Here is a 12,192-nt window from a genome sequence, read left to right as displayed (position 1 = left end):
ATCCAGAGCATCACCGCCCGCACCGGCTTTGCCGTCGATCAGGTCAAGGTGGTGGGCAATCGCCAGACCTCCGAGATCGATATTCTCGACAGGCTGGAGCTCGACGGCTGGACCTCGCTGATCGGCTTCGATGCAGAGGCCGCGCGCGAGCGCATCTCGGGCTTGCCGTGGATCGAAATGGCGGCGGTGCGCAAGGTTTATCCGCACACGCTGGAAGTGCGCGTCGAGGAGCGCGAAGCCTTCGCGCTCTGGCAGCAGGGCAATGATCTCTCGGTCATCGAGAAGGATGGCGCGGTCATCGCGCCGTTCTCCGGCGGCAAGCAGGTGCTGTTGCCGCTGCTGATGGGCGAGGGCGCGCCGGCCAAGGCGCCTGACTTCCTGGCCAAGGTCGAAAAATATCCGGACCTCGCCAGTCGGGTCAAAGGCTATATCCGCGTCGGCGACCGCCGCTGGGACCTGAAGCTCGACAACGGCATCACCGTCAAGCTGCCCGAGGACCAGGAAGACCAGGCACTCGCCGATCTGGTCAAGATGGACCACGACAAGGGGCTTTTGTCGCGCGACATCGCTGCCGTCGATATGCGCCTGACAGACCGGCTGGTCGTGGAGCTGACGCCCGAAGCGGCGACGCAGCGCGAGGCCGCGCTCAACGAGAAGCCGAAGACCATCAAGCGCAAGTCGGAGACGAAGATATGAGCTGGCTTGGCGGTTCAGGCGATGCCTCGTCGCGCCGGTCCGGCACTCTCACGGTGCTGGATGTTGGCTCGAACAAGGTCTGCTGCATGGTGGCCAAGCTCAAGCCGAACGATGACGGCAAGCTGTTGCGTGGCCGCTCGCACCGGATCCAGGTGATCGGCATCGGCCATCAGAAGTCGCAAGGCGTGAAGTCGGGCGTGGTCGTCGATCTCGACCGCGCCGAGCATGCCATCCGCCTGTCCGTCGACGCGGCCGAGCGCATGGCCGGGCTGACGGTCGATTCGCTCATCGTCAACATGACCGCCGGCCGGCTGAAAAGCGAAAGCTTCTCGGCGACCATCAACCTTGGCGGCCACGAGGCCGATGAAGCCGACATCAAGCGCGTGCTCGGCGCCGGCGCCAAGCAGGCGCTCAAGGCCGAGCGCGAGGTGATCCATTCGCTGCCCGTCGGCTTCTCGCTCGATGCCGAGCGCGGCGTGCGGGATCCGCGCGGCATGGTCGGTGACGCGCTTGGCGTCGACATGCATGTGCTGACCGGTGATGCGGCGCCTATGCGCAATCTCGAACTCTCCATCAACCGCTCGCATCTGTCGGTCGAGCGCATGGTGGCGACGCCTTATGCCAGCGGGCTGGCGGCTCTCGTCGACGACGAACTGGAACTGGGTGCCGCCTGCATTGACATGGGCGGCGGCACGACGACCATCTCGGTGTTTTCGGAAGGCAAGTTCGTCCATGGCGATGCCATCGCGATCGGCGGCAATCATGTCACGCTCGACATGGCCAAGGGGCTCTCGACCTCGCTCGACGCCGCCGAACGGCTGAAGGTCATGCATGGTTCGGCGCTGCCGGGCAGCGCGGATGACCGCGACCTGGTTTCGATCCAGCCGATCGGCGACGATGGCGATGTGCCGCTGCAGATTCCGCGTTCGGTGATGACGCGCATCGTGCGCGCCCGCATCGACGAGACACTCGAACTCTTGCGCGACCGCCTGAACAAGTCCGGCTACGGCAACGCGGTCGGCAAGCGCGTCGTGCTGACCGGCGGCGCCAGCCAGCTAGCCGGCCTGCCGGAGGCGGCGCGCCGCATCCTGGGGCGCAACGTGCGCATCGGTCGTCCGCTCGGCGTGGCGGGCCTGCCCGAAGCCGCGAAGGGACCGGCCTTCTCGGCCGCCGTAGGGCTTCTGATCTATCCGCAGATGGCGAGTTTCGAAAGCCATCCTGCAAAAGGCATTTCCGGTCTCAGGATGACCGGAACGGGTGGAAAACTGCATCGCATGAGTCAGTGGTTGAGAGACAGTTTCTAATTGACGGGGACAGCCCCATAGGCGGCCGCGGCGGCGAAGCGGCGTGAAAGGCAAAGGACGGAGACAATGACCATCAATCTGCAGAAGCCGGACATAACCGAGCTTAAGCCGCGCATCACCGTGTTCGGTGTCGGTGGCGGCGGCGGCAATGCCGTGAACAACATGATCACCGCGGGCTTGCGCGGTGTCGAGTTCGTCGTGGCCAACACCGACGCGCAGGCGCTGACCATGTCGAAGGCCGACCGGCTGATCCAGCTCGGCGCGCATGTCACCGAAGGCCTCGGCGCCGGCTCGCAGCCGGAAGTCGGCCGCGCGGCGGCCGAGGAGTGCATCGACGAGATCATCGATCACCTGTCCAACACCCATATGTGCTTCGTCACCGCCGGCATGGGCGGCGGCACCGGCACCGGTGCTGCTCCGGTTGTCGCCCGCGCCGCGCGCGAGAAGGGCATCCTCACCGTCGGCGTCGTCACCAAGCCGTTCCACTTCGAAGGCCAGCGCCGCATGAAGACGGCCGATTTGGGCATCGAGGAACTGCAGAAATGCGTCGACACCCTCATCGTCATCCCCAACCAGAACCTGTTCCGGCTGGCCAATGACAAGACCACCTTCGCCGACGCTTTCGCCATGGCCGACCAGGTGCTCTATTCCGGTGTCGCCTGCATCACCGACCTGATGGTCAAGGAAGGCCTGATCAACCTCGACTTCGCCGACGTCCGTTCAGTGATGCGCGAGATGGGCAAGGCGATGATGGGCACCGGTGAAGCTTCCGGCGAGGGCCGCGCGATGGCCGCCGCCGAGGCCGCGATAGCCAACCCGCTGCTCGACGAGACCTCGATGAAGGGCGCCAAGGGCCTGCTGATCTCGATCACCGGCGGCCGCGACCTGACGCTGTTCGAAGTCGACGAAGCAGCGACCCGTATCCGCGAGGAAGTCGACCAGGACGCCAACATCATCCTCGGCGCCACCTTCGACGAGGAACTCGAAGGCGTCATCCGCGTCTCCGTGGTCGCCACCGGCATCGACAAGTCGGCGGCTGAAATCGCCGCGGCGCCGATCTCGATCCGTACGGCACCGCCGAAGCCGGCCGTCCGTCCGGCCGTGGCCGCCGTGGAGAGCCGCCCGGCGCCGGTCCAGCAGCCTGTCTATGAGCCGCGCGCCGCGGACCCGGTCGCCGAGGCCATCCAGCTCGCCGAGTCGAACGCCGCCGCCATGGCGCAGGCCCGTCCAGCTCCTGTCGCCCATGCGGACGATTTCCGCCCGCAGAGCAAGATCTTCCAGGCGCCGCCGCAGCAGCCAATGCCTCAGCCAGTCGTCCAGCAGATGCAGCCGGCCCCGCAGTCGCGCGAAATACTGCGTGAGGTCCAGCAGCCGGTGGCGATGGCACCGCAGCGCATGCCGCGTGTCGAGGACTTTCCGCCGGTCGTGAAGGCCGAGGTCGACGCCAAGAGCCGGCCGGTGGACCACGAGAACAACAGCGGCCCGATGGGCCTGTTGAAGCGCCTGACCAACGGCCTGACCCGCCGCGAGGAGGAACCTGCAAGGCTGCAGCCGGCGCAACCGCGCGAGCCGAAGCTGCGCCAGGCCGCCCCCGAGGTGCGCCGGCTCGCCAGCCAGGACGCCCAGCTCTATGCGCCGCGCCGCGGCCAGCTGGACGACCAGGGCCGCCTGACGCCGCAGACCAGGGCGACTCAGGACGACGATCAGCTGGAGATTCCGGCGTTCCTGCGCCGCCAAGCCAACTGAGCGGTTAACGGACCGTAACATTTGTTAACAGGCAAGCAAGGAATTGCTTGCCTGTTAACGTTTTTAACCGCTGCAGAATCAAATAGTTACGATATGGCGCCTGCTTCGGTCCGCGGTTACATAGGGTAAGAAACCGTGATTTGGAGTCTCCCAGGCGGGACATTATCTTCGCTGCCTACCATAGTCGGTCTGCCGGGATTTCGGGGAAGTGGCCCTGCCTGCCGATTTAACAAGAGCCGCGCCCTCGGGCTGGAGAAGCGGACTTAGGCATATCGGGCTTATGGGGATTGTCTTGCACGACTACCAGACGACAGTGAAGACGCGCGCGTCGCTTACGGGCACCGGCGTCCACAGCGGCAAAGAAGTTTCCATCAGTTTCCTGCCGGCGGATGCCGACACCGGCATCATGTTCCAGCTCATCAATGGCGAAGGGCAGGGCCGCGAGTTCCGTGCCCTGTTTTCCGAAATCGGCGCAACCGATCTGTGCACCATGCTCGGCGATCCCTCGGGCGAGCATATCGCCACCGTCGAGCACATCATGGCCGCGCTGTTCGGGCTCGGCATTGACAATGTTCTCATCGAGATCGACGGCCACGAGGTTCCCATCCTCGATGGCAGCGCCATGGCCTTCGTGGAGGCCATCGACCAGGCGGGCATCGAGACGCTGCCGGTCAAGCGGCGCTATATCAGGGTCGTCAAGCCGGTTCGCATCGAGAACGGTGCTTCCTGGGCGGAGTTCAGGCCCTATGACGGCACCCGGTTCGAGGTCGAGATCGATTTTGAAAGCCCGGCCATCGGCCGTCAGCTCTTTGCGTCGGACATCAATGCCGACATTTTCCGGCGCGATCTTGCGCGCGCCCGCACCTTCGGCTTCATGAAGGATGTCGAGCGGCTGTGGGCGGCCGGCTACGCGCTTGGCTCTTCGCTGGAGAACTCGCTGGTGATCGGTGACGACAACCGCGTCATCAATGTGGGTGGCCTGCGCTATCCCAACGAATTCGTGCGCCACAAGACGCTCGACGCCATGGGCGACCTGGCTCTGGCCGGAGCCCGCTTCATCGGCTGTTTCCGCTCCTATCGCGGCGGTCACAGGCTGAACGCCGCGGCGGTGCGGCGCCTGCTGTCGGACCGCACGGCCTTCGAGATCGTCGAGACGACACGCCGCGAGCGTGGCCGCGCGGCAGAGATGAGCGCCGTCAACGCGCCGCTCTACGCGCCCTGGATGATCTAGGTTTCGCACCGTTTTCACACGCTGTGGCGCGACGCCGGGTGTTGCAGGAATGCATCATTCATCGGCGAAATCATAGGGATGCCCTGGCGCCGCCTTGCCGCCACAAAAATGCGCGATTGCCCGGAGATAGCGTTGCCGGGCAAGGCGGTTATGGTTTATGGCTGCTGCCGTCGATTAGTGCATGTCGCTCAAAAGTGGGGACCAATTTTGGGACAACAGCATGCAAGAGGCATTAAAATAACGCCGAAAGGGCGCAATCCAATCATGTTCTTCAAGCGAGTCGGTCAATCGAAAGCGCCAAAGCGGTCTGTTCTCCTGGCGCTTTCGCTGGTTGTTCCATCGCTCTTTCTGTCGGCCTGCATGTCGTCGGAGAAAGACATCGACCTGTCGAAATATGTCGACCAGACCGAGCCGGCCGACGTTCTCTACAACCAAGGTCTCGCCAATTTGAATGCCGGCCGCCTCGACGAGGCGAGCAAGAAGTTCGACGCCGTCGACCGCCAGCATCCCTATTCGGAATGGGCCCGCAAATCGATGGTGATGGGTGCTTTCGCCGACTACCGAAAGGGCAGCTACGACGAAGCGATCTCGTCGGCCAAGCGCTATCTGGCGCTTTATCCGTCCACCGATGACGCGCCCTATGCACAGTACATTATCGGCCTGAGCTACTATCGTCAGATCAAGGACGTGACGCAGGATCAGAAGGAAGCGCGCCAGACGCTGCAGACGATGCAGGATCTGGTCACGCGCTGGCCGACGTCGGAGTATGTCGACGACGCCAAGGAGAAGATCCGCTTCGCCAACGACCAGCTCGCCGGCAAGGAAATGCAGATCGGCCGCTATTATCTTGAGCGCAGGGAGTACATCGCCGCCGTCAAGCGCTTCCGCACCGTGGTGGAAAGCTATTCCAACACGCGTCATGTCGAGGAGGCGTTGGCCCGCCTTACCGAAAGCTACTACGCGATGGGGCTCACCTCGGAAGCCCAGACGGCCGCCGCGGTGCTCGGCACCAACTATCCCGACAGCCCGTGGTACAAGGATTCCTACAAGCTCCTGCAGAGCAACGGGCTTTCGCCGCGCGAGAATGCCGGGTCGTGGATTTCCAAGGCCGGGAAGCTGATCACCGGCGCCTGATCTGTCAGGCGCAAGCGCGCGTGGCGCGCTTTTCGGATTGATCCGATGCTGAAACAAAAAGATAGTGCGGCGCTGCGACTCCAATCGTCGCGCACCGCTCTCCACGGCGGTTCAGTGGTTTGATTGAAGCGCTGAGCCGTCCCAACTTTTTGTTCTACGCAATTCCGACGGGAAAAACGCCGCGCACCCTTCCTGGAATTGCCTGAGGTTCGGGTTCTGATGCTTTCCAGACTGTCGATCCGCGATATCGTCCTGATCGAGAAGCTGGATATCGACTTCCAGCCGGGCCTTTCCGTGCTGACGGGTGAAACCGGCGCCGGCAAATCCATCCTGCTCGATGCCCTGTCGCTGGCGCTCGGCGCGCGCGGCGACGCCTCTCTGGTGCGCCATGGCGCACCACAGGGCCAGGTCATTGCCGTGTTCGACGTGCCGCGCAACCATCCGGTACGCGCGCTGCTCGTCCAGAACGCCATCGAGGATGACGGCGACATCATCCTGCGCCGCGTACAGACCGCGGACGGCCGCACCCGCGTCTTTGTCAACGACCAGCCGTCCAGCGTGACGCTGATGCGCGATGTCGGGCGCGCTTTGGTCGAGATCCACGGTCAGCACGACGAGCGGGCGCTGGTCGATCCGGGCGCTCACCGCGACGTCCTCGACGCATTCGGAGGTCATCTCGGCGCTGTTCGCTCGACCGGCGAGACCTGGCGCCACTGGCGCGCCTGCGAGCAGGAGCTTACGCGCCACCGCGCCAAGGTGGCGGCTGCGGCGCGCGAGGCCGATTATCTGCGCGCCGCAGTGGCGGAACTGACCAAACTCGATCCGCAGCCCGGCGAGGAAACGGAACTTGCCGAACTGCGCGCCCATATGATGCGCGCCGAAAAGATCGCTTCCGAAATCCATGACGCCCAGGATGTACTGTCCGGCCCGTCTTCGCCCTTGCCGCAGCTGGCCAGTCTGCTGAGACGGCTGCAGCGCAAGGCGACCGAGGCGCCCGGCCTGCTCGAGGACGTGGTCAAGTCGCTGGACGAAGCCATGCTGTCGCTCGACGCCGCGCAATCCGGCGTCGAGGGGGCACTTCGCGCCACCGAGTATGATCCGCAGCGGCTGGAGAAGGCGGAAGAGCGGCTGTTTTCGCTGCGCGCGGCCTCACGCAAGCATAGCGTCGCCGTCGACGATCTGGCGCAATTGCGCGACACGATGGTTGCCGATCTGGCCGATCTCGACGCCGGCGAGGAACGCCTGCATGGGCTGGAAAAGCAGGCCGCCGCGGCGCGCGAGGCCTATGACATCGCCGCGGCACAGCTTTCCTCGCTTCGCCATGCGGCGGCCGTCGGCCTGACCAAGGCGGTAATGGCCGAATTGCCGGCACTGAAACTCGAACGCGCCGCTTTCATCGTCGAGATGAAGAGCGAGGCCGAGACCCGCATGGAAGAAGGCATCGACCAGATCGAGTTCTGGGTGTGCACCAATCCCGGCACGCGGCCCGGGCCGATGATGAAGGTGGCGTCCGGCGGCGAGCTGTCGCGCTTCCTTTTGGCGCTGAAAGTGGCGCTGGCCGACCGTGGCTCGGCACCGACGCTGGTCTTCGACGAAATCGACACCGGCGTCGGTGGCGCCGTGGCGGATGCCATCGGCCAAAGGCTGGCGCGGCTGTCGAAGCGCGTGCAGGTGCTGTCGGTCACTCATGCGCCGCAGGTGGCGGCGCGGGCGGCGACGCATTTCCTGATCTCAAAATCGGGCAGCACGGACCGTGTGGCGACCGGCATTGCCGAGATGGACAGGCCGGCGCGGCAGGAAGAGATCGCCCGCATGCTGGCCGGCGCCACGATCACCGACGAGGCACGCGCCGCCGCCGAACGGCTGCTGCGCGAGAATACAAACGCGGCATAAGACCATCCGGCGTCATTGACGGGCAGGATACGGCAGCGAGTCAGGATATGGCTCCATCCTGCTGTTCAGGAATGATCTTTTCCGAAAACCGGTTCCCACCTTTCGGGATCATGCTCTATGGTGGCGCGCCACCGTTCGGGGGAGAAAAGCATGGCTGAAAAACCTGTCGATTCGCTTAGCGAAAGCGAGGCTGAAGCCGAGCTGAAGCGCCTGGCGGAGGAGATCGCCGAGCACGACCAGCGTTACCACGCCGAGGACGCGCCCACGATCACGGACGCCGAATATGATGAGCTGCGGCGGCGCAACCTTGCCATCGAGCAGCGTTTTCCAGACCTGGTGCGTGAGGATTCGCCGTCACGCAGGGTCGGCGCGCCGCCGGCCGAGGGTTTCGCAAAGGTGCGCCATGCCGTGCCGATGCTCAGCCTCGCCAAGGCCTATACAGACGAGGACGTTGCCGACTTCATCGAGCGCGGCCGCCGCTTCTTCGACCGCGACAAGGACCTCGATATTGCCTTCACGGCCGAACCGAAGATCGACGGGTTGTCGGCCTCGCTACGCTATGAGAAGGGCGCGTTCGTGCAGGGTGCTACACGCGGCGACGGCACCGTGGGTGAGGACATCACCGCCAATCTCAGGACCATCGCCGACATTCCCGCAAGGCTGCAAGGGTCGGGCTGGCCCGATGTCATAGAGATACGCGGCGAGGTCTACATGACCTATGCCGAGTTCGAAGCGCTGAAGGCGCGCTCGGCGGCGGCCGGCGGCCAGGATTACGTCAATCCGCGCAACACCGCCGCCGGCTCGCTGCGCCAGAAGGATGCCTCCGTCACCGCCAGCCGCAATCTCAAGTTTTTCGCCTATGCCTGGGGCTTCACGACCGCGGATCCGGCGCCGACACAATACGAATCGGTACAAAGATTCGCCGACTGGGGGTTCAGAATCAGCCCCTTGATGGTGCGGGCGAAGTCGGTCGAGGAACTGGTCGCGCATTATCATCTGATCGAGGAGCAGCGCTCGTCGCTCGGTTATGACATAGACGGCGTCGTCTACAAGGTCGACCAGCTGGAGCTGCAGCGCCGCTGGGGTTTCGTCACTGGCGAGCCGCGCTGGGCGGTCGCCCATAAATTCCCGGCCGAGCAGGCCATGACGATCGTTCAGAAGATCGACATCCAGGTCGGCCGCACCGGCACGCTGGCGCCGGTCGCAAGGCTTGCGCCCGTCACCGTCGGCGGCGTCGTGGTCGAAAACGTGACGCTGCACAATGAGGACTACATCAAGGGGTTAGACAGCAACGGCCTGCCGATCCGCGACGGCATCGACGTGCGCATCGGCGACACGGTGGTGATCCAGCGGGCAGGCGACGTCATTCCGCAGATTGTCAGCGTCGTCATCGACAAGCGTCCGGCCGATGCCGTGCCTTACGAATTCCCGCACACCTGTCCAGTCTGCGGCTCGCCGGCGACGCGCGAGATCAACGAGAAGACCGGCAAGGAGGATTCCCGCCGGCGCTGCACCGGCGAGCTGATCTGCCCAGCCCAGGCTGTGGAGGGGCTTCGCCATTTCGTGTCGCGCGGCGCCATGGATATAGAGGGGCTGGGCGCCGAGAACATCGACACCTTCTTCAATGCCGGGCTGATCAAGACCGCCGCCGATATTTTTACGCTCAGGGACCGCCGCCCCGCCGTCACCAAGGCGCTGGCCGAGCGGCGCGAGGAGCAGGCCAGGCAGCGCGAGGCGGCGTCCGGCAAGACGCGCAAGAATGTCCGCAGCGTCGAGGACCGCAATTATGAAGGCCTCGACAAGCTGTTTTCGGCCATCGATTCGCGCCGCGAGCCGGAACTCGATCGCTTCATCTTCGCGCTCGGCATCCGCCATATCGGCGAGACGACGGCGGCCGTGCTCGCCAAGACCTTTTCCACCGTCGAGGAGTGGATCCGCGTCGGCAAGGAAACGGCGGCGGCGGAGGATCCGCACACCGTCTTCCCATCGGTCAACGGCATCGGTGACACGGTGATCGATGCGCTGCGTGATTTCTTCGGCAATGAGCGCAATGACGACGTGCTCGACAAGCTGCTGGAACAGGTCAAGCCCAAGCCCTATATCGTCACCGTCTCGGCCGACAGCGAGGTCGCCGGCAAGACCATCGTCTTCACCGGCACGCTGGAGAAGATGACGCGCTCGGAAGCCAAGGCAATGGCCGAGCGGCTCGGCGCCAAGGTTGCCGGTTCGGTTTCGGCCAAGACGGACCTGCTGGTGGCCGGACCCGGCGCCGGCTCCAAGCTGAAGCTTGCCAGCGAACTTGGCGTCGAAGTCATCGACGAGGACACCTGGCTGCAACGGGTCGGCAAGGCGTGACGGCGTTCAAAGGCTTCGGCCCCAAGGCCATTCCATTCCTGAAGGCGCTGGATTTCCACCAGAGCCGGGAGTGGTTCTTGGAGAACCGCGACCTGTTCGAACAGGAACTGCGCGATCCCCTTGGCGATCTCGTCGACACGCTGACACAGCGTTTTGCAGAGGCGGGGCTCGGCTTGCGCGGCGATCGCAAGAAGTCGCTGTTCCGCATCAACCGTGACGTTCGCTTCGCCAAGGACAAGCGGCCGTACAACAGGCATGTCTCGGCGATCCTGTCTCCCGATGGCAGCAAGGCCGTGCAAGGCGTCTTCTACATTCATGTCGGGCTTGAGGGCTGCTTTGCCGGCGTCGCGTGGTGGCAGCCGGAGGCAGCGCTGCTGCTGGCGATGCGGCGCGCCATCGAGACGTGGCCCGACAGGTTTCGCGCCATGGTGAAGGCGTTGAAGAAGAACGGCCTCGAGCTTGATGCCGAAGACGCCATGAAACGCACGCCGCGAGGCTTCGAGCACGTCACCGACAAGGATCTTGTCGCTGCGATCCGCAACCGGCATTTTGCCGTCCGCCAAGTCATCGATCCGGCGGGCATCCACGGGCCGGAACTGGTCGACGAACTCGTCGATTTCACCATGCGCGCCAAGCCGCTGCTCGACTGGGGCAGGGCGATCGAGGGCAAAATCGCGAAGGACTAAGTTCCATATCGAGCCCGGCGACGATCATTTCCGCTGATCGTTTGGCTCAAGCGAATTCGTGTGACAAGGCGGGAGGCACTGCCTACATCGGCGGTTTCGACTGGAGCGATCGATGGCGACGGACGTGATTTCCGAAAGCGGCACAAGAAGCGACTTCTGGCAAGGGGTGCGGCTCTCCATGCCTGTCGTCGTGGCGTCGGCGCCGTTCGCCGTGCTTTTCGGGGCGCTTGCCGTCGACAACGGGTTCTCGGTCCTCGAAGCCTTTCTGATGAGCGCGTTGATCTATGGCGGCGCCAGCCAGATGGTCGGCATCCAGCTGTTCGGCCAGCATGTCGCGCCGTGGCTGATCGTGCTCTCGATCTTCGCGGTCAACTTCCGTCATGTGCTCTACTCCGCCGGCATCGGCCGACGCATTGCGCACTGGCCTGTCATCCAACAGGCGCTCGGCTATTTCATCCTCACCGATCCGCAGTTCGCCGTGGCCGAGGCGAGGGCGGCGTCCGGCCAGACGGTCGGCTTTGCCTGGTATCTGGGCCTTGGCCTGCCGGTCTATGTGTTCTGGGTGATAGAAAGCGCGCTGGGTGCTGTGTTCGGCAAGCTCATCCCCGACACGCACGCGCTGGGCATCGATTTCCTGCTGCCGATCTATTTCCTCGGCCTGGTGATGGGCTTCCGCAAGCGGCCGCTGTGGCTGCCGGTGGTGGTCGCCAGTGCCTGCGCCTCGATCGTCGCCTACAAGACGGTCGGCTCGCCTTGGCACGTCTCGATCGGCGCCATTGCCGGCGTGCTGCTCGCCGTCATCCTGCCACCGCACCATAGCGGCGTGGAGACAAGGCCATGAGCACGACTTTGTGGATCATCATCGCCGGCGCGGTCGCCACCTATCTCACGCGCATCGGCGGGCATCTGGTCATCTCCCGCTTCGAGAACGTCCATCCGCGCGTCGAGGCCGGCCTCAACGCCGTTCCCGCGGCGGTGCTGACGACGCTGGTGGCGCCGGAGCTGCTGAATGCCGGACCGGCGGAATGGGCGGCACTGGTCGTCACCGCCCTGGTCTCGCTGCGCGGCGGGCTGATGTCGATGTTTTTGGCTGGCGCGGCAGTGCTCATCCTGGCGCGGCAGTTCGTCGGGTAGCTTGGCCGCGCGA

Annotated in this window: 10 protein-coding genes; all 10 read left to right on the top strand. The window is 64.5% G+C overall.

Annotated features, from left to right (window positions below; all coding sequences use genetic code 11):
• On the top strand, nt 1-696 hold a 696-nt coding region (locus C1D09_RS16195; protein ID WP_143975259.1), incomplete at its 5' end, for a cell division protein FtsQ/DivIB.
• Nucleotides 693-2,000, top strand: a complete 1,308-nt coding sequence (gene ftsA / locus C1D09_RS16190; RefSeq protein WP_064988167.1) for a cell division protein FtsA — start codon at nt 693-695, stop codon at nt 1,998-2,000. The genes C1D09_RS16195 and ftsA, both read left to right, overlap by 4 nt.
• Before the next feature lie 66 nt (nt 2,001-2,066).
• Entirely contained in the window at nt 2,067-3,746 is a 1,680-nt protein-coding gene (gene ftsZ, locus C1D09_RS16185; RefSeq protein ID WP_143975258.1) for a cell division protein FtsZ, read from the top strand.
• Nucleotides 3,747-4,026: 280 nt separating this feature from the next.
• Nucleotides 4,027-4,977, top strand: a complete 951-nt coding sequence (gene lpxC, locus C1D09_RS16180) for a UDP-3-O-acyl-N-acetylglucosamine deacetylase (protein ID WP_143975257.1) — start codon at nt 4,027-4,029, stop codon at nt 4,975-4,977.
• A gap of 264 nt (nt 4,978-5,241) precedes the next feature.
• Nucleotides 5,242-6,111: an outer membrane protein assembly factor BamD gene (locus C1D09_RS16175; protein WP_143975256.1), complete on the top strand. Its 870-nt coding sequence runs from the start codon at nt 5,242-5,244 to the stop codon at nt 6,109-6,111.
• Between the two features lie 219 nt (nt 6,112-6,330).
• A complete protein-coding gene (recN, locus tag C1D09_RS16170; protein ID WP_143975255.1) occupies nt 6,331-8,004 on the top strand; it encodes a DNA repair protein RecN in 1,674 nt (557 codons plus the stop codon).
• A gap of 150 nt (nt 8,005-8,154) precedes the next feature.
• On the top strand, nt 8,155-10,359 hold the full coding sequence (gene ligA / locus C1D09_RS16165) for an NAD-dependent DNA ligase LigA (protein ID WP_143975254.1): 2,205 nt from the start codon (nt 8,155-8,157) through the stop codon (nt 10,357-10,359).
• Nucleotides 10,356-11,045: a DUF2461 domain-containing protein gene (locus C1D09_RS16160; RefSeq protein WP_143975253.1), complete on the top strand. Its 690-nt coding sequence runs from the start codon at nt 10,356-10,358 to the stop codon at nt 11,043-11,045. The genes ligA and C1D09_RS16160 overlap by 4 nt, the downstream gene beginning before the upstream one ends.
• Before the next feature lie 112 nt (nt 11,046-11,157).
• A complete protein-coding gene (locus C1D09_RS16155) occupies nt 11,158-11,886 on the top strand; it encodes an AzlC family ABC transporter permease (RefSeq protein WP_143975252.1) in 729 nt (242 codons plus the stop codon).
• Nucleotides 11,883-12,179: an AzlD family protein gene (locus C1D09_RS16150; RefSeq protein WP_143975251.1), complete on the top strand. Its 297-nt coding sequence runs from the start codon at nt 11,883-11,885 to the stop codon at nt 12,177-12,179. The genes C1D09_RS16155 and C1D09_RS16150 overlap by 4 nt, the downstream gene beginning before the upstream one ends.
• Nucleotides 12,180-12,192 lie beyond the last annotated feature (13 nt).

The organism is Mesorhizobium intechi (genome assembly GCF_002879535.1).
GTDB lineage: Bacteria > Pseudomonadota > Alphaproteobacteria > Rhizobiales > Rhizobiaceae > Mesorhizobium > Mesorhizobium intechi.
Note: the sequence above shows the minus strand (reverse complement) of the source record. Positions and strands in the feature narration are given on the sequence as shown.

Coding starts and splice junctions, on each gene's coding strand:
- ftsA (WP_064988167.1), top strand. CDS start 693: ATGAGCTGGCTTGGCGGTTCAGGCGATGCCTCGTCGCGCCGGTCCGGC.
- ftsZ (WP_143975258.1), top strand. CDS start 2,067: ATGACCATCAATCTGCAGAAGCCGGACATAACCGAGCTTAAGCCGCGC.
- lpxC (WP_143975257.1), top strand. CDS start 4,027: ATGGGGATTGTCTTGCACGACTACCAGACGACAGTGAAGACGCGCGCG.
- C1D09_RS16175 (WP_143975256.1), top strand. CDS start 5,242: ATGTTCTTCAAGCGAGTCGGTCAATCGAAAGCGCCAAAGCGGTCTGTT.
- recN (WP_143975255.1), top strand. CDS start 6,331: ATGCTTTCCAGACTGTCGATCCGCGATATCGTCCTGATCGAGAAGCTG.
- ligA (WP_143975254.1), top strand. CDS start 8,155: ATGGCTGAAAAACCTGTCGATTCGCTTAGCGAAAGCGAGGCTGAAGCC.
- C1D09_RS16155 (WP_143975252.1), top strand. CDS start 11,158: ATGGCGACGGACGTGATTTCCGAAAGCGGCACAAGAAGCGACTTCTGG.
- C1D09_RS16150 (WP_143975251.1), top strand. CDS start 11,883: ATGAGCACGACTTTGTGGATCATCATCGCCGGCGCGGTCGCCACCTAT.